The organism is Paenibacillus agilis (assembly GCF_007786455.1).
GTDB lineage: Bacteria > Bacillota > Bacilli > Paenibacillales > Paenibacillaceae > Paenibacillus_B > Paenibacillus_B agilis.
Genome location: NZ_VNJK01000001.1, coordinates 520,321 through 539,985 on the forward strand (window position 1 = coordinate 520,321; position 19,665 = coordinate 539,985).

Here is a 19,665-nt window from a genome sequence, read left to right on the forward strand (position 1 = left end):
TATCTCCGTATTGATGTAGTTAAGTTTACGTATTTAGGCGAATGGAGACGAATTTTAGCTCGGTCATTTCCTCGACTGCGTACTTTACGCCTTCCCTGCCGTATCCGCTATCCTTCACGCCACCATAAGGCATATGGTCGAGCCTAAAGGTAGGAATGTCGTTAATAATAACGGCGCCTGCCTCTAATGCTCTTGCCGCATAGAAAGCACGGTCAATATTGCTCGTATAAATGCCGATATTGAGTCCGTAAGCTGAATCGTTAGTCAGCGCAATGGCATCATCCAGCTCACGGTATTTCACAATAGATACAACGGGAGCAAACGTTTCCTTGCACGATACACTCATCTCAGGTGTAACATCGAGAAGGACCGTTGGCTCCCATGCCGAACCGTCCCGCTGTCCTCCACAGCCGATCCGAGCGCCTTGTGCAATCGCCTCTTGCACCCATTCTTCGATTCGGTCTACTTCATGAGTATGAATCATCGTGCTAATATCTGTTTCTTCTTCTAATGGGTCACCGACACGAAGCTGCGCTGTTTGTGCAATAAATCGTTCGCAGAATTCGTCATATACATGCTCGTGCACATAGATGCGCTGTAGTGATATGCAGACTTGTCCTGCATAGGCAAATGCTCCATCGACACAGCGTTCGATAATATTAGGTATGTTCGTATCAGGCTCAATAATGAGGGCCGAATTGGAACCAAGCTCAAGCGTAACTTTGCGTAAGCCTGCCTTCGATTTGATCGCTTTACCTACTTCAGGGCTGCCTGTAAAGGTTACTTTCCGTACGCGCTCATCACGGAGCAGCTCATCGCTCAGCTCACGGCCACTGCCTGTAAGTACATGAAGCGCTCCTGCAGGCAGACCCGCTTCGTCAAACAGCTCCGCAATAGCAAGCGCGCTGAGTGGTGTTTGGTTGGCAGGCTTTAGCACAACTGTATTGCCTGCCGCAAAGGCAGGGCCAAGCTTATGCGCGACAAGATTAAATGGGAAGTTGAATGGCGTAATCGCCACAACAATCCCAAGTGGTTCGCGCCACGTCATGCCAAGTCGATTACTGCCGCCAGGGGCTGCATCCATCGGAATCGTCTCGCCGTAGATGCGCTTCGCTTCCTCGGCGGCGAACTGATACGTCGTAATCGTGCGATCAATTTCCGCACGTGCGGCACGTATAGGCTTACCAGCTTCCATGGCGCATAGCCTCGCCATTTCTTCTCTGCGGGCTTGCAGCAGCAGTGCTACCTTCGCTAGAATTGCTGCCCGCTCATAAGCAGGCCTTGCCCGCATTACAGAAGCAGCTCTATGTGCGCCATCAATCGCTACCTGCACATGTGAGGCGTCCGCTTTGGCGATGTTTGCAATGAGCTGTCTATCATAAGGAGCATGAAGTTCATAGTAGGTTTGCGTTTCTGTCCATTGTCCATTGATCCAGAGGTGCTTCGTCAAGTGAGTCAAGTTGATAGCCTCCCTAATCTATTAATTGGAATTACGTTCATCATATCGTTAGCCCTTCATTGTAATCAAGGGAAGAAAGAAAAATGGAAAAATACAAAAATAAACATTACATATTTGAAAGTTCATGATAACATTAATAAATGGGTAATAAGATATTAATTTATAGGATAAAAGTCATAGTTTTTCTATTTTTATTATGATGTGGCACAGATGATTGGGAATGTAGTTGCCTATTATTTTCTATTTTTTAAGTAGATTCATATTGAGTTATCCATGTAACTTTTTCAAAATTTTATGCAAGAAGCAAGAGACTTGGCAGGTTTAAATAAAGTAAGCTGCTTTGGAGGAAAGTGGTTTACTTCGTTTAGGAGACCATACTACAGACAAGATTTCAGTTACTATGCGTAAGCATCGTAGAAGTACATCGGGAGCGGGGAGGATTTTGTCTATGGAGCTGAAATGGAAAAAAGATATATTTGAGCTGAATAGTCAACCATTTGGAGAAATGCAGTATGATGCAACCCTATCACAAGCGATTCAACAATGCGTTGAAAAGAACATGTCTGCATACGATTTGAATCATAGCAAGCAATTTGTGGGGAAACGCATGCCGGATAGCGATCGTAGTTTGTATCAGCCGATACAGCGGGACGAAGGTTCTTTGTATAACTATGTGCTGGAAAGTCTGGAAACGTTTAAAGCAGGCCGAGCAGCCAAGCCAGCACTTGTGGGTCATGAGCAATGGTCGGATTGGTCGGAAAAGGAGAAACAAGCCTGGGTCGAATATGTAATGCGTGATGCGATGCAGGTATTTTTGGATTTATATCGAAAATATAATACGCAGCAACAGCAATTCGATGAGATGTCCGACCAAATTAAGCGTTATGAGAAGGAAATTGACGTATTACAATCGAACCTTGAAGAGCGCCTCCGTTTGGTAGAGGCGGAACGAGATAAACTATCACAAGATATAAAGAAATATGAGGCATACGTGAACTATCAGGTAACTCGATTGAACAAAGCGTTGCAATAAGATGTTCAGTCGTATGAAGCAGGTAATTGATTTTTGACGTTTACTATATAAAAATGATATATTTTATTTTTGTTGTATGATAATAAATACTGTTATGGTTGCGTAAATAGGCGCAACCTTTTTTCATGATTATCGAAGCGTTAATAGCTTTGAACTATATATGTTGATGTGGGGGCACGAGATTTTGAGCAACTATCCTTTTTCCTTTGATCCCAAGGAGCCATTTGTTCAGCAGGTGAGTGACTGGGTGTCGGATGTATTTTATGACAAGCTTCCTGAATTCGGATTTGAAGTGCGGGACGAACAGATTTATATGGCTTATCAGTTGGAGCGCGCTTATCGTGATAAGCAGACGATCTTTGCAGAAGCGGGAGTTGGAACGGGAAAAACGCTCGTCTACTTGCTGTACGCGATCAACTACGCACGTTATACGAGAAAGCCAGCGATTATCGCTTGTGCGGACGAGTCGCTGATCGAGCAGCTTGTTAAGCCCGAAGGCGATATTGCGAAGCTTGCTAACTATTTGGACTTTACGATTGATGCTAGATTGGGCAAGTCGCCTGATCAGTATATTTGCTTGAATAAGCTTGATGATGCTAGAGCATCCATGGATGAAGATGCGATGCTGTACGATGAGATGTATCGCAGCTTGCCTAAGTTTGTTCATTCTCCGGAGACGATGCAGGCGTTTCATTCGTATGGGGATCGCAAAGACTATCCAGATCTTCATGATGAACAGTGGGAGAAGATAGGCTGGGATGTGTTCCAAGACTGTCTTGTATGCTCCCAACGCCATCGCTGCGGGCAGACGTTATCTCGTGAACATTATCGGAAGTCTACGGATATTATTATTTGCTCGCATGACTTCTATATGGAGCACATTTGGACGTATGAGGCTCGTAAGCGTGAAGGACAGCTTCCGCTACTGCCTGAGCACAGTTCCGTTGTCTTCGATGAAGGCCATCTGCTAGAGACAGCGGCACAGAAGGCGTTGACGTACAAGCTGAATCACGCTGTATTTGAAAGTATTATTACACGTTTGCTTGAAGGAGAAGTGCGCGAATCTCTTGCGGTAGCGGTAGAAGAATCCATTGTGCAGAGTGAGAACTTATTCGCTCTGCTCGATGTTCATAGTTCGCCGGTACCTGGATCAGACCGAAGAGAGATTGCATGGAACGATGAATTGCTGCGCGAAGTAAATCGTTTCTGTGATATGATCGCTTCCATTGAGGAGGAGCTCGTATTTGAGAGTGGCTTGTACACACTAGACGAGTATCAGTTAAAAATTGTTGAAGAGCACTTAGAGATGATTCAGCTTGCGTTGGGATTATTTAAAAAGTCCAATCAGCTTATTTCTTGGGTTACAGAGGATAAGGATGCACTAACGCTTGTCATTATGCCGAAATGGGTTAAAGAAATATTGACGAAGCAGCTGTTCTCCAGCAAAATGCCGATTGTGTTCTCGTCAGCTACGCTGTCTGTGCAAGGTAACTTTGATTATATGTCAGAGAGCCTCGGGGTTGAACAGGCATTGTCATTCTCGGTAGAGTCTCCATACGACTACGAGAATCAGATGAAGATCCAATACGCTCCGCTAAGTTCTGAGCAGCATATGGAGAAGAAGCTGACAGCGACACTTGAAATGCTTCAACAAACAGAAGGCAGAGCGTTGCTGCTCTTCCGTTCCAAAGAAGAATTGGCAGAATTTAAACAGGGAGCGAATCGGATTCCTCAGTTTGCGAACTATCAATTCTTATACGAGGGCACAGGTGAAATCAGTAGCTTGATTGCCGAGTTCCAGCAAAACGAAATAAGCTGCCTGTGCGCAGTTACGCTATGGGAAGGGCTTGATATTCCAGGTCCATCCTTATCTCAAGTAATTATGTGGTCATTGCCATTCCCGTCGAATGATCCGGTATTTGCAGCACGCCGTAAAGATGCAGTGAATCCATTCGAAGATGTGGATATGCCGTATATGCTGCTTCGATTGAAGCAAGGAATTGGGCGACTCATACGTAAGCAGGATGATAAAGGTACGATTACGATCTTTGATGAGAAGCTGCAAGATCCAACGATCAAAGAGAAAGTGCTGCAAATCGTGCCAGCGGGCGTGACCGTCGAACAGTTGGATCGTTAACAGGAGTATGGTCTAGAACTAGTGCTCAACTTATGCAAATGAGTTGGTACACAATAAGAATACGTAAGCAATATTCATCGTGCAATCAACATCGACAAGGCCCACAAGCAGACATAGCTTGTGGGTCTTTTTATTTACTCTGGTAAGGTATTGTATATGAGTTGATTCATTTTCCAATACTTGTATGGATGTTTCAGAACGTTGCATAGACGTTTATATATCATAGTGGACATATGTTCGTAGGTAATAACTCTAATCTATATGAGGTGAACGCAAGTATGATTGAATTTCAACAAGTAAATAAGAAATACGATGATGGCTTTCAAGCCCTTACCGATATCAATTTAACGATTAAGAAAGGTGAACTCACTGCGTTTATCGGGCCGAGCGGCTGTGGCAAGTCGACGACGATGAAACATATTAATCGTTTGATTTCCCCGACTAGCGGCCGTATTTTCATTGATGGAAAAGATATATCTGAGTATCACCCGGTAGAACTTCGTAGAAATATAGGTTATGTCATTCAAAATGTCGGGCTCTTTCCCCATATGACAATCGCGAAAAATATCGCCATTGTCCCGCAAATGAAAAATTGGGACAAAGCAAAGATTGATGCGAGAGTAACGGAGCTACTGAAGCTGGTTAATTTGGACCCTGATACGTACCGCGATCGTTATCCGTCTGAACTTAGCGGAGGCCAACAGCAGCGTGTTGGTGTAGCGCGGGCATTGGCGGCCGACCCGGACATTATTTTGATGGATGAGCCTTTCAGTGCATTAGATCCTATTACGAGAGAACAGCTGCAAGAAGAGTTAGTCAGATTGCAGGAGGATGTACATAAAACGATCGTGTTCGTCACGCATGATATGGATGAAGCGATTAAGATTGCAGATACGATTGTGTTGATGAAAGACGGACAGATCGTACAGTCTGGATCTCCCGAGGCGATTCTACGGCGACCTGCTAATGATTTTGTGCGCAGCTTTATTGGCCAGAAGCGAATACATACGAATGACAAAGATACAAATGCAATTGAAAATGAAGACGATTCCCTTTCTATGACTACTGTTGATGAAGTGATGGTTACACAACCTGCTACAACATCGCCAAATCGCGGCTTAGCTGAAGCGATTAAGATTATGGAAGCACGCAAAGTAGATTCCTTATTCGTCGTAGACAAGAACCGTACCCTGTTAGGTATCGTTTCGATTTACCGGGTGTTGAATAGTTATGGTGACGAATCATTGACGGTGAAAGATGTCATGAAGCCAATTGGCTATCAAGTTGAGCCTGGTACCCCGCTTCCGATTGCGGTTGAGCAAATGACGAACCACCGCTTGACGAATCTAGCTGTCGTCGATGACAATGGACGATTGGTTGGGCTTATTACAAGGGGTAGTATTGTTAAACACTTAAATGAAGTGTATCCAGCAATGATAGAAAGGTTTGCTTGGAGCTTAGGAGAGGAGGCGTAACGATGGACGGATGGATAGCCTTCCTGCGAGAACGGAGTTCCGATATTGGAACAGCATTGCAAGAACATATCACACTTACTGGTATTTCTGTGTTACTTGGCTGTATGGTAGCTATTCCGTTAGGGATTGCACTCGTTTATAGCCGTTGGAACTGGTTGACGAATACCGTTTTCTTCTTGGCGAACTTAATGCAGACGATACCGAGTCTCGCGTTATTAGCGATATTTATTCCTTTTTTAGGGATTGGGATGAAGCCTGCTATCGTTGCCTTGTTCTTGTATTCGATTATGCCGATTATGCGCAATACGTATGATGGCTTTCGTTCGGTGGACAACAGCGTGCTGGAGGCTGCACGAGGGATGGGATACAGCACGATGCAGTCGATTCTTCGCATTCGCCTGCCGCTAGCTCTGCCTTACATCATGTCAGGTATTCGCATTACGACGATTTACATTATTAGTTGGGCTACATTGGCTACCTTGATCGGTGCAGGTGGTCTAGGAAGACTAATTGTAGGCGGGCTTGGTGTTAATAAATTGGAGCTTGTTGTAGTAGGAGCTGTTGGTGCAATATTGCTCGTATTAATTGCGGATACACTGTTTGGGTGGTTAGAGCGCATGCTCACCAAGCGATATGGTCGCACGAGTTCGACTACTGCATAGAGTGGATGGAAAGAGGGACGAGAATGATACAGATAAAAGCTTCGGCTAAAAAGGTAACAGCGCTCCTTCTTAGCGGGGTGCTTGTCGCAACGACCTTGCTGCTGTCTGGTTGCGGCAAGGAAGAACAGATTGTTATCGGAACGCAGACGTTTACCGAATCAAAGATCATGGCTGAAATGTATAAAGCACTCATTGAACAGCAGACAGATTTGGAGGCAAAGATTATTCCTGATCTGGCTGCGAGTGCCGTCATTATTAATGCGATGAAGAAAAATGAAGTACATATGGCGACTTTATACAGCGGAGAGCTGTTTAATAATCACTTTCCAATAGAAGAAACGAAAGATCGCCAAGAAGTATTGAAGCAGGCGCAAGCGGGCTTTGACAAGTATTTAGGCTTTACATGGATGGATTCATTGGGTTTTGAAAATACATATGCGTTTACCGTGCGCAGTCAGCTAGCGGATGAGCGAGGATATGAGCGTATCTCAGATGTGGTTAAGGATGCTGGCAACTTGCGGCTAGGTGTGGACACGACATGGATGGAGCGGACGAATGATGGTTATCCAGCATTTCGCAAGGCGTATAACGTAGAGTTCGGGCAAGCATTTCCGATGGAACAAAGCCTCGTCTATGAAGCTGTAGGAAATAATCAGGTGGATATCGTACTTGCTTACTCTACAGATTCGAGGATCAAGGCTTATGATTTGAAAACGTTAGAGGATGACAAGCAATTTTTCCCGCCCTATGATGCTTCTCCTGTCCTGTTGAATGAATTGGCACAGAAACATCCAGAGGTCGTACAGGCGATTCAGCCGCTCATCGGTACGGTAAATGAACAGACGATGATTGACTTGAATTACAAAGTGGATATTGAGAAGAAAAGTGAGCGCGAAGTCGCTATCGAATATTTGCAGCAACAAGGATTATTGGAGAAAAATAATGAAAAGTAGAAGGGAGGAACTAAGATGGACAGTTATCAATGGTCGTTAGCAGACTTGTTTTCGTATATGAGTCGAAATTCTGACTTGCTATGGGAGCATTTTCTCTCACACCTATACATGGTGGTTAGTGGAGTTGGTTTAGCAATTGTGCTAGGCATTCCCTTGGGCGTGCTCTGTACGCGTCATGAAAAGCTAGCCAAAGTCATATTAGGCATAACGAGTATACTGCAAGTTATTCCGAGCTTGGCTTTGCTTGTGTTATTGATGCTTGTGCTCGGATTAGGCTCCAAGACGGTCATTGTTGGTTTGTTGTTCTATTCCTTGAACCCAATCGTACGAAATACGTACATTGGACTAAAGCAAGTAGACGCAAGCTATATCGAAGCAGGCAGAGGGATCGGGATGAGCCCGTTTCAACTACTCGTTAAGGTGCGCTTTCCACTATCTCTCCCGTACATCATTTCAGGCTTAAGGATTGCAGCTGTCATCGCTATCGGTGTCGTAACGATAGCACCACTCGTTGGAGGAGAGGGCTTGGGCCGTGAAATTTATGCGGGTATTAACAATCAGAATCCACTTCGTATTTATGCAGGAGCGATCCCTGCGGCATTGATAGCTATCGTGGCTGATCTTGTACTGGGATATTTCCAACGCAAGCTGAACTTTGCGGATCGTAAGTCGAGCCCTAGTACAAGTTAATATTATCTAATATTTGCATTTTACATTAGAACAGAAGTGGTTAATGATTTGATCGTAAAAAGGAATAGCCGCAGTAGAAATGGATTTTTCTACTGCGGCTATTCCTTTTATGTTGGATGGGTACAGGTACTAACATAACTACTGTCCCGAAGCGTATCCGTAATCAATAACAACCTAGAAATAAGTGGAGTGTGACCATTTAGTTTCCTTCAATCCGCTTGGACGTATCTGTTTCGATGCCTTCTAAGCGCTTCGTAAAGGTAGCTCTCCAATTCGTAGATAGCCCTTTGTTGCTTAACAGCGCACGAATGCCTTCTTCCCCGTGCAGCTTCTGATGCATCACTTCGTTGGCAAAGCGAATGCTCAAACGCTGTTCATCCATATGAATTAGCTCAATCTGATCATCTGGTGAAACGATGCCTTCTTCGAGTACGCGCCAATAGTACCCGGTATAGCCGGTCTCTTGCATCCAAATTGGAATGTTAGCCATATTGTATCTGGCTGCTAGCTTGAAGCAAGGCTGACGCGGCTGCGTCACCTGAACACGAGCTGTGCCGATGCGATAAATATCCCCGATATGTACATCATCTTCAATGAGTCCGCGAGTCGTAACATTTTCTCCAAATGCAGATATGGGTAGATCGAAATCCCACTGCTGCTGCCAATACGTATAGTGCTCAATGGGATAGACACACACTGCTTTTTCCGGACCCCCATGATATCTCAAATCCGCTTGACCATCGCCTTCGAAGCCTAACGTACGCAGTGCTATCGTATGATCTACAGGAAATTTCATCATACCGGACAATACAGGCTTGCCGTTATGAGTGAGTGATTCACTAGGTAATCCGACTTGGAGTCCTACAAGTTCCACGTGCATAGCTTGTTCCTCCTGCTGTTCGCTTTACCTTCATGATATAATAGTAGCGACAGCATCACAAGGGATTACAAGGACTTGGAGGTACGAGATGGAAAATCCGATGCAGGCTGCACATGAGAGCGCTCAACCGTCGTTATCATCGGACGTGACGTTGTATCGTGGTGAACTAGAAATCGGAACCTTGCTTCCGTTCAAAGTATATCGTTGGACACAAGCTGGTGGCAGCAGTCGCGACCATGCCCATGATTATTTCCAGATCTGGTATGTCGTAAAAGGGTCCTTCCAGCATACAATTGATCATAAGACGTATCAAATGATGAAGGGGAACTTATTTGTCATCCCTCCCTATGCCGTTCATCGGGTTGATCTTATTCCTGATCAAGATATGGAGATTATCGGCTGTGAGTTTCTCCCTCATTTTATTAATGAACATTTTCAGCGCCCAAATGAAGGTACGGATCGCTTCGATTATTCTTATCTTGAACAATTTATGGTCAGTGAAGATGAATTGATACCGAAAGTAACATTATTAGGAGAAGTGGATGCGGAAGTAACAAGGCTGCTGAGTGAGATGCTTGCTGAGTTCCAACAGGGTGAACACTACTATGAGCTAGTTCTGAAGGCTAACTTATTAAAGCTGCTGTCCATCATTATTCGTCAAATGGCCAAGCAGCGAGGTGGAGGGTCTGAGGAAGAAGATCGTATGGAGAAATTCCGCGGTCTTATGATGGGAGCGTTAAACTATATTCATGAACATTACCCGGAAGAGCTTCGTTTGGAAGGGTTATGCCGTCAATTTAATTTATCAAAATCGTATTTTTGCGCGTTATTCAAACGCTATACGGGTAAAACCTTTAATGATTACTTGATTGATTTGCGTATCCGAAAAGCAGCAGAGATGTTGTTGAATACGGACAGTACCATTACCGAAATCGGATACGGTGTCGGCTTTAATGATATCGCTTACTTTTCACGAATATTCAAACGGCATACGGGTGTATCGCCATCCCAATTTAAGCGAAATGCGCTGGCTGTTCATTCTCATTCTACACATCAGGCTAAGTCATAATACAGAACGAAGAGGAGACAGTCTTTATGGACTGTTTCTTTTTTTACCCCATTTCACGAATGTTTGTAAGAAAGTACAACAACTGTGGAACATAGTTCAATGGCTTCCAAGGCAGATTTCATATAATGAAAGTGTGACATACATTACAACCTGCAACCGCTTCCAACGGAGGCGCCTTGTTGGCAGGCATGCTGGGAGTGGAACAAGATGAAGCTGGGAGTTAGTACGTATTGTTTATACCAAGCGATGGGACAACAGAAGATGGACATATTCGCTGTGCTGAAATGGATCAAGGAAAATGGAGGCGAACATGCTGAGATCGTTCAGCTTTTAGATATTGGATTCGACCTGCACGGGAAGCCAGAATTAGCGGAGCAAATCAGACAGTATGCAGATGAGATTGGACTGGAACTGTCCAATTATTGTGTGGGTGGAAATGTGGCTGGCTTGTCAGAGGAAGCTTATACAGCTGAGATTGAACGCCTCAAAGGTCATATCGATATCGCTCATCAACTTGGTGTGAAGCGCATGCGCCATGATGTTGCTTCCCGTCCGTTGGAAGAGACAGGTACGGCTTATTTTGAACAGGATTACGCTCAAATTGTCGCGGCTTGCCGTGAGCTTGCGGACTATGCTTCCCAATATGGTATTGCGACAAGCATTGAGAACCACGGCTTCTACGCCCAGCATAGCGAGCGAGTGCGCCGCATCGTGCTTGATGTGAATCGTGACAACTTCCGGACAACGCTGGATGTCGGTAATTTCGTCTGTGTGGATGAGCCGACTGAGCCAGCCGTTCGCGCCAACGTCTCTTTAGCGAGCATGGTCCATTTTAAAGATTTTTATTTACGACCTGCTGATTGCAATCCTGGAGAGGGCTGGTTCCAATCGTTGCATGGTCAATATATAAGAGGAGCGATCGTTGGCCAGGGGGACTTGCCAATACCGAAGCTCGTTTCCATCGTGAAGCAATCTGGCTATGACGGCTATGTATCCATTGAGTTTGAAGGAATGGAAGATTGCTTAAAAGGGACTCGAATTGCATTGGACAATCTGCGTCGATTATGGAATGAGGCGTAACGATTTGATCGTAGAAAAAATAAGTGAGTATGTATTCGAAATGGTTGATGTGAGTGACTGACAAAATAGGGAGGAAGTAAATCAATGAGCAAATTGCGTGTAGGTGTCATAGGGGCGGGATCTATTTCGGAGTTTCATTTTAAGGGCTATGCCCAACACCCTGATGTAGAAATTGTAGCCGTATGTGATCTAAATGAGGAGCGGGCACGTGCAAAGGCGACCGAATTTGGTGCTAGCAAAGTATATACAAGTGTAGCAGAATTCTTGCGCGACGAAGCTATTGATGCGGTCAGCGTTTGTACTTGGAATAACACACATGCTGAAAATAGTATCGCTGCTTTGAAGGCTGGCAAGCATGTATTGGTGGAGAAACCATTATGCCGTACAGTGGAAGAAGCTTTGGCGATTCAGGAAGCTGTTCAAGAGAGCGGGAAAATATTGCAGATTGGTTATGTGCGCCGTTTCGGTACAAATACGAAAGTGTTGAAGAAGTTTATAGATGCAGGTGAACTCGGGGAGATTTATTATGCAAAGGCTTCTTGTCTTCGTCGTTTAGGCAATCCAGGTGGCTGGTTCAGCGACATTCAGCGTTCTGGCGGCGGTCCATTGATTGACCTTGGCGTCCACGTCATCGACCTTTGCTGGTATTTGATGGGCAAGCCAAAGGTTAAGAGTGTTACCGGAAATACGTACAATAAGCTGGGCAATCGTGGTCACATTGAGAACTTTAGCTTTTATCAAGCAGCTGATTATGATGCGAATCATAATACAATTGAAGATATGGCCAATGCACTGATTCGTTTTGAAAACGGAGCTTCACTGGCTGTAGATGTAAGCTTTACGCTTCATGCGAAGCAAGAGGAGCTTGCGGTGAAGTTGTATGGAGATAAGGGTGGAGCTGAGGTGGAGCCTGAGCTTGCGATTGTTAGTGAGAAGCATAATACGATGTTAAATATTACACCGCAAATCGATGAGCTTTCCTTTGATTTTGAGAAGGGGTTTGCTTCTGAAGTTGCCCATTTCGTTGAGACTTGCTTAGGTAGAGAAGAAACGATTTGTCCTGTTGAGGATGGCGTCGAAATGCTTAAAATATTGTGCGGAATTTATGAATCAAGCCGAACAGGCAAAGAGGTTATTTATGAGGCTGAAAAAGTATTGAACTAGGTATTTTTTTAAATGATGCTATGAATTCATTGAGGATGGGAAAGGAGTCAGTAAATATGGTAAAGATCCATCAACCGATCGGGGTAATGACAGACAGCTTTAAATTGCCATTGAGAGAAGCACTGCGTAAGGCACAAGAGGTGGGCGCAAATGGTGTGCAAATTTATGCGGTAGAAGGGGAAATGGACCCTGCTAATCTATCTTCAACTGCTCGCAAAGAATTGAAATCATATATTGAAGATTTAGGATTAGAAGTATCGGCGCTGGTAGGAGATTTGGCTGGACATGGATTCCAAGATCCAGAGGCTAACCCATGGAAAATTGAAAAATCGAAGCGCATTCTTGATTTGGCACTTGATCTGGGTTCAAATATTGTAACGACACATATTGGCATTGTCCCTAATAATGACCATCCTATATATGCGACGATGCAGCGTGCTTGTGAGGAGCTTAGCCAATATGCGAATAGTGTAGGCGGGCACTTTGCCATTGAGACAGGGCCAGAAACATCTGCACATTTGAAACAATTCCTAGATTCATTAACTGGCAGAGGGATGGCTGTTAACTTCGATCCAGCGAATATGGTCATGGTAACTGGTGATGATCCTGTGCAAGGTGTATATACGTTGAAGGATTACATTGTGCACACCCATGTGAAGGACGGCATTCGTGTACGCGAAGTTGATCCGCGTGAAGTGTATGGGATGTTGGGCTTTGAGCCGATGAGCCATGAGAAGCTTGCTGAAATGGCCACAGATGGCCCATTCAAAGAATTGCCATTAGGAGAAGGTAACGTTGACTTCGATAGTTATTTCCAAGCTCTTGTAGACATTGGCTTTAATGGCTATTTAACGATTGAACGAGAAGTTGGAACCGATCCAGCAGAAGATATCCGTAAAGCTGTACAGTTTATTAAGCGTTACAAATAATGCCTGTAATATACTATTTTTCATAGAAATATATGTTCTCACCATCTTTTATAGCAGCAGGCTCACGCCGTGGAGTCTGCTGTTTGCTGTTCATATAATGTGGTGCAAGACAAAATATTTAATATGAAGGATGGGATTACGTATGGGTAGAGAATTTGAGCACCATCATAAAAAATCCAAAAAACGTAAACATGGACACGGTCATGGCGAAGGTCACGGCCGCAAAAAACTTATCAAGGTTAGAGTGAAAAAGAGCGCTAAAAAGATCGTTAAAGTTATTGAGAAGAAAGTCTTCACTGTAAAGAAAATAAAGAAATTCAAAGTAAACTTGGGTACTCGTAGTCACGGTGGCGGACACAAGAAACACGGTGGCCACAAAAAACACCATGGCCACAAGAAACACCATGGCCACAAAAAACATCATGGACATCGCAAAGACTGCCATCATAAAGTATTCGGCTCTGAATAATGTTTAATTTGTGCGTGCAGGATACTGCCTAGTGCTTGTCCTGCAAGCACTTTTTTTGTACATAAAAAGGTAGAAAAAAAATCACCTCCATGATGCCACGAATGATGTGGAAAGGGAGGTGATTCGAGATGTAATCTTATTTATTGGACGCCTATAGATTCTTTAATTCCATTTACAATACTTGCAGCAACACGATGCTGGAACTCTTCTGTTAGCATTTGTTGTTCCTCTTGAGGATTCGATAGGAACCCGATTTCTAGTAGAACGGCAGGTACTTTGGCTTTAGTTAGTACTTCGTATGAATTGTTTTTCACTTTGCGATCGTTAAATTTAGTAGCACCTAGTATATGCCTGTGCATAATATCAGCAAATTGTTGATGCGATTTGTGATGGAAATACGTTTCGGTTCCGCCAACTGTTCGCTTTGGTGCTGCTGAATTTGCATGGATGGATACGAATGCTGCTGCATTTACGCGGTTGGCCATCTCTATTCGTTCTGAACGCTGAATGTATGTATCATCTGTTCGCGTCATAATAACTTGGATATTCTCTTCTTGGAGCAGTAGTTGTTCCACTTTTAGAGCTAGAGCCAGTACAAAGTCTTTCTCGTATTTACCTGAAGCACCGACAGTGCCTGAATCTTTCGCGCCATGACCAGCATCAATGACGACTATTTTCTTGCCGTCAATCGTAGTCGGCGGCGTAGTTACCGGAGGAGTAGTAGTCGGAGGATCCGTAACTGCCGGGGGCACTACTTGATCTCCAGTATGCAGCTCCAACGTAAGTAAGCCTGATTCACTGCCGCCATCGGTAATTGTGTAGCCGATATCCGCCTTTGTATCTAGTACGATACGAATCGTAGAAGACTTTTCGTCAAATAATGAGTATCGTACTTGCTCAATGTGAGGGTTGTCCACGATATAGTCGAGTTTCCCGTGGAATCCAGCTTTTCCATTTGTAAGTTGTCCATCAATAAATTCAGTGGTGAAGGCTGTTGCAGGAATATCCATGACAATACGATTCGGGTCAGTCAGTGTAATTATTTTTGGCTTCACCGTTCCTTGCACTTCGACCATCAATTTATTATCCATATAGTTAATACTGTTTATTTGCGCGGTGCCGGAAGTAGAACCCTTGTTAGAACCTGTATTTCCCGGAGGTATGGTTTCATTCTGGTTTGGATCTGGCTTAACCTCTTCTTTGGGAGGAGGAGTTTGAATCAAGACTGACTTGTTGGCATTATCCCATCGAACTTTCAGGCCAAATTGCTCGCCTACAAAGCGAAGAGGTACAAGCGCTGTACCACCTTCAACGACAGGCGGACTGCTTAATGTCGTTTCCGTTCCATTTACGATAGAGGCATTGCTTCCAACGGTTAGCTGTATTTTGTTTGTACCATCAGAAATATGGAGCTGTTTGGACTCTTTCTCCCAATCGACAGCGTAACCAAGATGCTCAATAACAACTCGAAGCGGAATCATGACAGATTGATTCATATTTTTTACTTCAGCATTTGAAGGGAGCGTAAGTTTCTTATCGTCTATTATAATGCTTGTACTCTTTGCATCCTTTGTGCTTGGAGTAGGTTGGATAAGTTGTGGAACTTCAGTAGTATTCTTATCATTAGTTCCATTAGTAGCTTTTTTACTCTTTGTAGATTGTGTAAGATTAGTAGATTTTGTACTTTGCTCAGCTTGAGCAATAGTAGGAAGGGTAAATAAAAACGTCAGTAACATCAGCAAGAGACCGTATTTTTTCATGGTAGTCGACATAATCCTCCATCCCTCGTTAGTAAATCATCCATTTCAATCATATAATACTTAAAATTACCATACTTAATAGACGCGAAATAGTAGTTGAATGTTGCGGATTGATCTGAAATAAATGTAACACAATTCAAGTGGAGAAATAATAATTTTTTTGTTACTTTATTCCTGCTAATCTGTATGCAGATGTAAATAGAGTGGCATTTTAGTCGAAATTAACAACCACATTAAGAGGTATTAGTGTCGAATGAGAGGGAATATTATCGAGGGAAATAGAAGCTTCTAATAGAGGTTAATCATATTGGAAAATGCAAATGATAGCGAAGAATAGAGGAAGGGGATATCTCCTTCCTCTATTAGCATTTAGGCAGAACGTGGCGCCCATAATATGACGGCAACGCCAATGAGACAAATCAATCCACCGATGATGTCATATCTATCCGGTGCCTGCTTGTCCACAATCCAGCCCCAAAGGATGGCAAGCATGACAAATGCCCCTCCATATGCTGCATATACTTTTCCGAATGAAGGGAATGATTGTAGGGTGGGGATGATTCCGTAGGCGATGAGAATAATTCCTCCCCATATGCCATAGGAAAGCGGCTTTGATTCTCTTAACCAGAGCCAAATAAGATACCCGCCTCCAATCTCTGCAAGTCCAGCGACAATAAACAACAATATTGCGGTAAACATGTAAAGCCTCCTTAATACCGATCATCAATGTGCTATTTATTATAAACGATATTTGTTAGGAAGAGGGAGAAACAATCCTTGGAGATAGCTTGATAGGTGGAGGGGCAAGATGAAGGCTGTCTCTCGAAGTGTCTCTGTTACAGAAACAGCTGCCTCTAAGCACAAGCTTTGCTTAAAAGGCAGCTGTTGAGAAACTAAATGTTACGATTTACATAAGACCCCATTCTCTTAGGTCCAAGTGACGTACATCTTCAATAATGTATGGATCTTGCTCTGCCAACTGCTTCGCTTCCTCGAAGGAATCTGCGATATAAATAACCATGCCGCCTGAACCATCCGCGAATGGACCTCTAGCAAAAATTTTCCCCTCTGCATGCAGATTTTCAAGGTACGCTAAATGATCAGGGCGATAAGTAGCATTTTTAGAAATATCTTTCATGTTCAAGATTGCTGCAAAATAAGCCATAATACGATCTCTCCTTTTTATGGATATGGAAATACAGAGCTAATTTCAGTATAGCCTGAAAAGTGGAAATAGGGTATCTCATAGACAAACACATCAATTGTTTGCTTTTTATTTGACAATATTCAAACGATGATTAATAATGTCTATTATAAGACAAACGAAAATGGGATGTGTTTATTTCATGGATATATCAGAATTGTTCTGGAATGCTTCTATAGATGAGTTGAAGCAAGGGTATCATGAGCAAGAACAGCAATATGTATGTTTGTTATGCGGTAAGACGGTAGAGAAGGGCATTATCTATAAGCAAGGCGATACGTTGTATGAAGCTGAGCGATATACGCGTCTTCACATTGAGCGTGAGCACGAATCGGTGTTCCACTACCTCATTCAGATGGATAAGAAGATGACCGGTTTGACCGAGCATCAGAATGGTCTGCTCAAATGTTTTTATGATGGAAAAAGTGATCGCGACATTCAGCAGCAAATGGGGATCGGGAGTGCATCCACGATTCGGAATCATCGCTTCGTATTGAAGGAGAAAGAACGTCAAGCGAAGGTGTTCTTAACGTTAATGGAGCTGCTGAAGGAAAAGGATGAACACGCGCCTGCCTTTGTTGAGTATCATAAGACGGCTACGATGGTAGACGAGCGATATAATGTAACCCAAGAAGAGAATGATAAGCTTCTAACAAAATATTTCCCAGACGGAATAGATGGCAAGCTAAAGACGTTCTCCATGAAAGAGAAGAGCAAATTAGTCGTGCTGCGAGAGATCGCTAAGCGATTCCAAACGGATACCGTTTACAATGAGAAAGAGATTAATGAAGTATTAAAAGCTGTCTACGATGATCACGTAACTTTGCGCAGATATTTGATCGAATATGGTTTTCTCGATCGTAAAGAAGATGGCAGTGAATATTGGCTCAAGTAGGAGCGAGTGTATGAAATAGAAGGTTTACTAGCAGAAAGGAGTAAGATAGAAATGAATCGCAGAGAAGAATTAAAAGCTGCATACAAAGAAATAAAAACGGAAGCGGGCGTTTATGAGATCCGCAATACGATTACTAATAAAAGGCTTGTGGTGAGCACTTCGAATTTGAGAACCATTGAAGGTAAGAAATTTCAGCTTAATATGGGCGGACATATGAATAAAGCGCTGCAAGCAGAATGGAATACGTATGGAGAAGCGGCATTTGAAATCGAAACACTGGAAATTTTAAAAAAGAAAGAACATGGTTACTTTGATGAGAAAGAAGAATTGAAGAAGTTGGAAGAGAAGTGGTTGAACGAGCTGCAGCCATATGGTGAAGCAGGGTACAACAAATAATTTTATGTGATTGGATGATCTTTGCACCCATATGGACTGAGGTATACACAATAATATATAAAATGGAAAAGGGACAAGTCATCAAATGACTGTCCCTTTTTTGCTTGTATGGAAAGTTTTAAGAATTAGCAGGTGCAAATAGGTTCGTAAATTTCTTTGGAATGTCCGTCTCGAAGCGCAGTACTTTGCCTGTTGTCGGATGCGTAAAGGACAGAACGCGAGCATGCAAGCCGAGACGGCCAATCGTTCTCACTTTTGAGCCGTACTTTTTGTCGCCTACAATTGGATGTCCGATGTCTTCCATATGCGCGCGAATTTGGTTTTTGCGGCCTGTTTCAAGCTGTACTTCTAGCAAGGAATACTGGCGGTTAGATTGCAGCACTTTGTAGTGAGTAACCGCATGCTGACCGTCATTTGGGTATGGACTAGAGTACATTTTCAGCGTTTTGCTCTCTTTTAGCCATGAGGAAATCGTACCTTCCGGCTTATTAACAGTGCCTTCTACAAGAGCTACATAAATACGTTCTTGTACGTTTTCCTTCCATGCATTTTGCAACGTCTGTTGGACATGCTCGCTCTTTGCGAACATCATGACACCAGATGTATCACGATCAAGGCGATGGACGACGAAAATGCGATTCGCTGGATGTGATTGGCGTACATGTGCAGTAAGCTGGCGGTAAGCCGTCAGTTCTTTTTCTTGTGGCGAAGCAACGGAAAGTAAGCCTGCATCTTTGTTAATGACGATCACATGATCATCTTCATGGATGATTCGCAAGCCAACGAATGCAGGTGCATCGGTCGTTTTTTCTTTGCTCACTGTGACGATGTCGCCTGGTTCAAGTTGGAAGTTATATACGGTTGTCGCTTTGTTATTTACGGATACTTGTCCACGTGCTAGTACGGATTTAACCGCGTTGCGACCCATGTTTATATGTGCAATCAAAAAGTTTAGCAGTTCAGACGATTGTTCAACTGTATAGGATTTAGCTTGCGGCTTTGCAGGTGCTTTTATTGGTGCATGTTGTGATGATTTATTTGTCGTATGCTTTGTTGGTTTAGATGATGTTGCATGTTCCAGACCATGATTTCTGTGTTTGCTATTATTTCTATTGGAGCCGCCGCCTCTTTGTTGAGTTGGCTTTCCAGTAGGTGAAGCGTAGCTGTTTCTTTTCTTCATCGTTGACCTCTTTCTGTTCCTTCATGCAGCGTTAATGCAAGCCGATCATGAATTCCGTTCATCATTACGGATTGAATACTCCCATCATATCAAAAAGAGCTATCTCACGCTATCGAAAGCACGAGGGAAACAGTCGTGCTATAATTATTCGTAAGGCGTTTCCGCATAAGGACGGATTGAATCACAAGGTAATTTCGAATAGACCTTGCAGCTGAGTCATTTATCAATTT

The 19,665-nt window shown here is 43.4% G+C and carries 19 protein-coding genes; 13 read left to right on the plus strand and 6 right to left on the minus strand.

Going from position 1 to position 19,665, the window contains the following annotated elements; all coding sequences use genetic code 11:
- Positions 1-25 precede the first annotated feature (25 nt).
- Entirely contained in the window at positions 26-1,459 is a 1,434-nt protein-coding gene (locus FPZ44_RS02310; RefSeq protein ID WP_144987015.1) for an aldehyde dehydrogenase family protein, read from the minus strand.
- A 448-nt stretch (positions 1,460-1,907) separates the two neighbouring features.
- Here FPZ44_RS02310 and FPZ44_RS02315 point away from each other — a divergent pair, with 448 nt between their 5' ends.
- The 6 genes from FPZ44_RS02315 (at position 1,908) to FPZ44_RS02340 (ending at position 8,409) form a co-directional block, all read left to right on the plus strand.
- Entirely contained in the window at positions 1,908-2,492 is a 585-nt protein-coding gene (locus tag FPZ44_RS02315; protein WP_144987017.1) for a hypothetical protein, read from the plus strand.
- Positions 2,493-2,676: 184 nt separating this feature from the next.
- Positions 2,677-4,629, plus strand: a complete 1,953-nt coding sequence (locus FPZ44_RS02320) for an ATP-dependent DNA helicase (RefSeq protein WP_144987019.1) — start codon at positions 2,677-2,679, stop codon at positions 4,627-4,629.
- A 278-nt stretch (positions 4,630-4,907) separates the two neighbouring features.
- Positions 4,908-6,104, plus strand: coding sequence for an ABC transporter ATP-binding protein (locus FPZ44_RS02325; protein WP_144987021.1), 1,197 nt, complete (start codon positions 4,908-4,910; stop codon positions 6,102-6,104).
- A gap of 2 nt (positions 6,105-6,106) precedes the next feature.
- On the plus strand, positions 6,107-6,766 hold the full coding sequence (locus FPZ44_RS02330; RefSeq protein ID WP_144987022.1) for an ABC transporter permease: 660 nt from the start codon (positions 6,107-6,109) through the stop codon (positions 6,764-6,766).
- Positions 6,767-6,789: 23 nt separating this feature from the next.
- Positions 6,790-7,719, plus strand: coding sequence for a glycine betaine ABC transporter substrate-binding protein (locus FPZ44_RS02335; RefSeq protein ID WP_144987024.1), 930 nt, complete (start codon positions 6,790-6,792; stop codon positions 7,717-7,719).
- Positions 7,720-7,734: 15 nt separating this feature from the next.
- On the plus strand, positions 7,735-8,409 hold the full coding sequence (locus tag FPZ44_RS02340; protein ID WP_144987026.1) for an ABC transporter permease: 675 nt from the start codon (positions 7,735-7,737) through the stop codon (positions 8,407-8,409).
- Positions 8,410-8,608: 199 nt separating this feature from the next.
- Here the strand turns inward: FPZ44_RS02340 and FPZ44_RS02345 are convergent, their stop codons facing one another.
- Positions 8,609-9,289, minus strand: a complete 681-nt coding sequence (locus tag FPZ44_RS02345) for an MOSC domain-containing protein (protein ID WP_144987028.1) — start codon at positions 9,287-9,289, stop codon at positions 8,609-8,611.
- 88 nt (positions 9,290-9,377) lie between these two features.
- On the opposite strand from FPZ44_RS02345, the gene FPZ44_RS02350 reads away from it, so the two are divergent.
- From FPZ44_RS02350 to FPZ44_RS02370, 5 genes are all read left to right on the plus strand, one after another.
- Positions 9,378-10,358, plus strand: coding sequence for a helix-turn-helix transcriptional regulator (locus FPZ44_RS02350; RefSeq protein ID WP_261378178.1), 981 nt, complete (start codon positions 9,378-9,380; stop codon positions 10,356-10,358).
- Positions 10,359-10,565: 207 nt separating this feature from the next.
- A complete protein-coding gene (locus FPZ44_RS02355) occupies positions 10,566-11,438 on the plus strand; it encodes a sugar phosphate isomerase/epimerase family protein (RefSeq protein ID WP_144987030.1) in 873 nt (290 codons plus the stop codon).
- Positions 11,439-11,522: 84 nt separating this feature from the next.
- Complete coding sequence (locus FPZ44_RS02360) at positions 11,523-12,602, plus strand: Gfo/Idh/MocA family protein (protein WP_144987032.1); 1,080 nt, start codon at positions 11,523-11,525, stop codon at positions 12,600-12,602.
- Positions 12,603-12,658: 56 nt separating this feature from the next.
- Positions 12,659-13,531, plus strand: a complete 873-nt coding sequence (locus tag FPZ44_RS02365; RefSeq protein WP_144987034.1) for a sugar phosphate isomerase/epimerase family protein — start codon at positions 12,659-12,661, stop codon at positions 13,529-13,531.
- Positions 13,532-13,673: 142 nt separating this feature from the next.
- Positions 13,674-14,000, plus strand: a complete 327-nt coding sequence (locus FPZ44_RS02370; RefSeq protein ID WP_144987036.1) for a hypothetical protein — start codon at positions 13,674-13,676, stop codon at positions 13,998-14,000.
- Positions 14,001-14,140: 140 nt separating this feature from the next.
- Here FPZ44_RS02370 and FPZ44_RS02375 read toward each other — a convergent pair whose 3' ends face one another.
- From FPZ44_RS02375 to FPZ44_RS02385, 3 genes are all read right to left on the minus strand, one after another.
- Positions 14,141-15,772 carry an N-acetylmuramoyl-L-alanine amidase family protein gene (locus FPZ44_RS02375; protein ID WP_144987039.1) on the minus strand — a complete coding sequence of 544 codons (1,632 nt, stop codon included), beginning with the start codon at positions 15,770-15,772 and terminating at the stop codon, positions 14,141-14,143.
- A 357-nt stretch (positions 15,773-16,129) separates the two neighbouring features.
- The gene (locus tag FPZ44_RS02380) at positions 16,130-16,459 is read right to left on the minus strand and encodes a YnfA family protein (RefSeq protein WP_144987042.1); all 330 of its coding nucleotides are present in this window, start codon (positions 16,457-16,459) and stop codon (positions 16,130-16,132) included.
- A gap of 208 nt (positions 16,460-16,667) precedes the next feature.
- Entirely contained in the window at positions 16,668-16,925 is a 258-nt protein-coding gene (locus FPZ44_RS02385) for a YciI family protein (protein WP_144987044.1), read from the minus strand.
- Between the two features lie 181 nt (positions 16,926-17,106).
- Here FPZ44_RS02385 and FPZ44_RS02390 point away from each other — a divergent pair, with 181 nt between their 5' ends.
- Together FPZ44_RS02390 and FPZ44_RS02395 are read left to right on the plus strand one after the other, a co-directional pair.
- Positions 17,107-17,859, plus strand: a complete 753-nt coding sequence (locus FPZ44_RS02390) for a DUF2087 domain-containing protein (protein ID WP_144987046.1) — start codon at positions 17,107-17,109, stop codon at positions 17,857-17,859.
- A 51-nt stretch (positions 17,860-17,910) separates the two neighbouring features.
- Positions 17,911-18,255 (plus strand): GIY-YIG nuclease family protein, encoded by a 345-nt coding sequence (locus tag FPZ44_RS02395; RefSeq protein WP_144987048.1) that lies wholly within the window; start codon positions 17,911-17,913, stop codon positions 18,253-18,255.
- Between the two features lie 118 nt (positions 18,256-18,373).
- Here the strand turns inward: FPZ44_RS02395 and FPZ44_RS02400 are convergent, their stop codons facing one another.
- Entirely contained in the window at positions 18,374-19,435 is a 1,062-nt protein-coding gene (locus FPZ44_RS02400) for an RluA family pseudouridine synthase (RefSeq protein ID WP_144987050.1), read from the minus strand.
- Positions 19,436-19,665 lie beyond the last annotated feature (230 nt).

Coding starts and splice junctions, on each gene's coding strand:
- FPZ44_RS02315 (WP_144987017.1), top strand. CDS start 1,908: ATGGAGCTGAAATGGAAAAAAGATATATTTGAGCTGAATAGTCAACCA.
- FPZ44_RS02325 (WP_144987021.1), top strand. CDS start 4,908: ATGATTGAATTTCAACAAGTAAATAAGAAATACGATGATGGCTTTCAA.
- FPZ44_RS02330 (WP_144987022.1), top strand. CDS start 6,107: ATGGACGGATGGATAGCCTTCCTGCGAGAACGGAGTTCCGATATTGGA.
- FPZ44_RS02335 (WP_144987024.1), top strand. CDS start 6,790: ATGATACAGATAAAAGCTTCGGCTAAAAAGGTAACAGCGCTCCTTCTT.
- FPZ44_RS02340 (WP_144987026.1), top strand. CDS start 7,735: ATGGACAGTTATCAATGGTCGTTAGCAGACTTGTTTTCGTATATGAGT.
- FPZ44_RS02345 (WP_144987028.1), bottom strand. CDS start 9,289: ATGCACGTGGAACTTGTAGGACTCCAAGTCGGATTACCTAGTGAATCA.
- FPZ44_RS02350 (WP_261378178.1), top strand. CDS start 9,378: ATGGAAAATCCGATGCAGGCTGCACATGAGAGCGCTCAACCGTCGTTA.
- FPZ44_RS02355 (WP_144987030.1), top strand. CDS start 10,566: ATGAAGCTGGGAGTTAGTACGTATTGTTTATACCAAGCGATGGGACAA.
- FPZ44_RS02360 (WP_144987032.1), top strand. CDS start 11,523: ATGAGCAAATTGCGTGTAGGTGTCATAGGGGCGGGATCTATTTCGGAG.
- FPZ44_RS02365 (WP_144987034.1), top strand. CDS start 12,659: ATGGTAAAGATCCATCAACCGATCGGGGTAATGACAGACAGCTTTAAA.
- FPZ44_RS02370 (WP_144987036.1), top strand. CDS start 13,674: ATGGGTAGAGAATTTGAGCACCATCATAAAAAATCCAAAAAACGTAAA.
- FPZ44_RS02375 (WP_144987039.1), bottom strand. CDS start 15,772: ATGTCGACTACCATGAAAAAATACGGTCTCTTGCTGATGTTACTGACG.
- FPZ44_RS02380 (WP_144987042.1), bottom strand. CDS start 16,459: ATGTTTACCGCAATATTGTTGTTTATTGTCGCTGGACTTGCAGAGATT.
- FPZ44_RS02385 (WP_144987044.1), bottom strand. CDS start 16,925: ATGGCTTATTTTGCAGCAATCTTGAACATGAAAGATATTTCTAAAAAT.
- FPZ44_RS02390 (WP_144987046.1), top strand. CDS start 17,107: ATGGATATATCAGAATTGTTCTGGAATGCTTCTATAGATGAGTTGAAG.
- FPZ44_RS02395 (WP_144987048.1), top strand. CDS start 17,911: ATGAATCGCAGAGAAGAATTAAAAGCTGCATACAAAGAAATAAAAACG.
- FPZ44_RS02400 (WP_144987050.1), bottom strand. CDS start 19,435: ATGAAGAAAAGAAACAGCTACGCTTCACCTACTGGAAAGCCAACTCAA.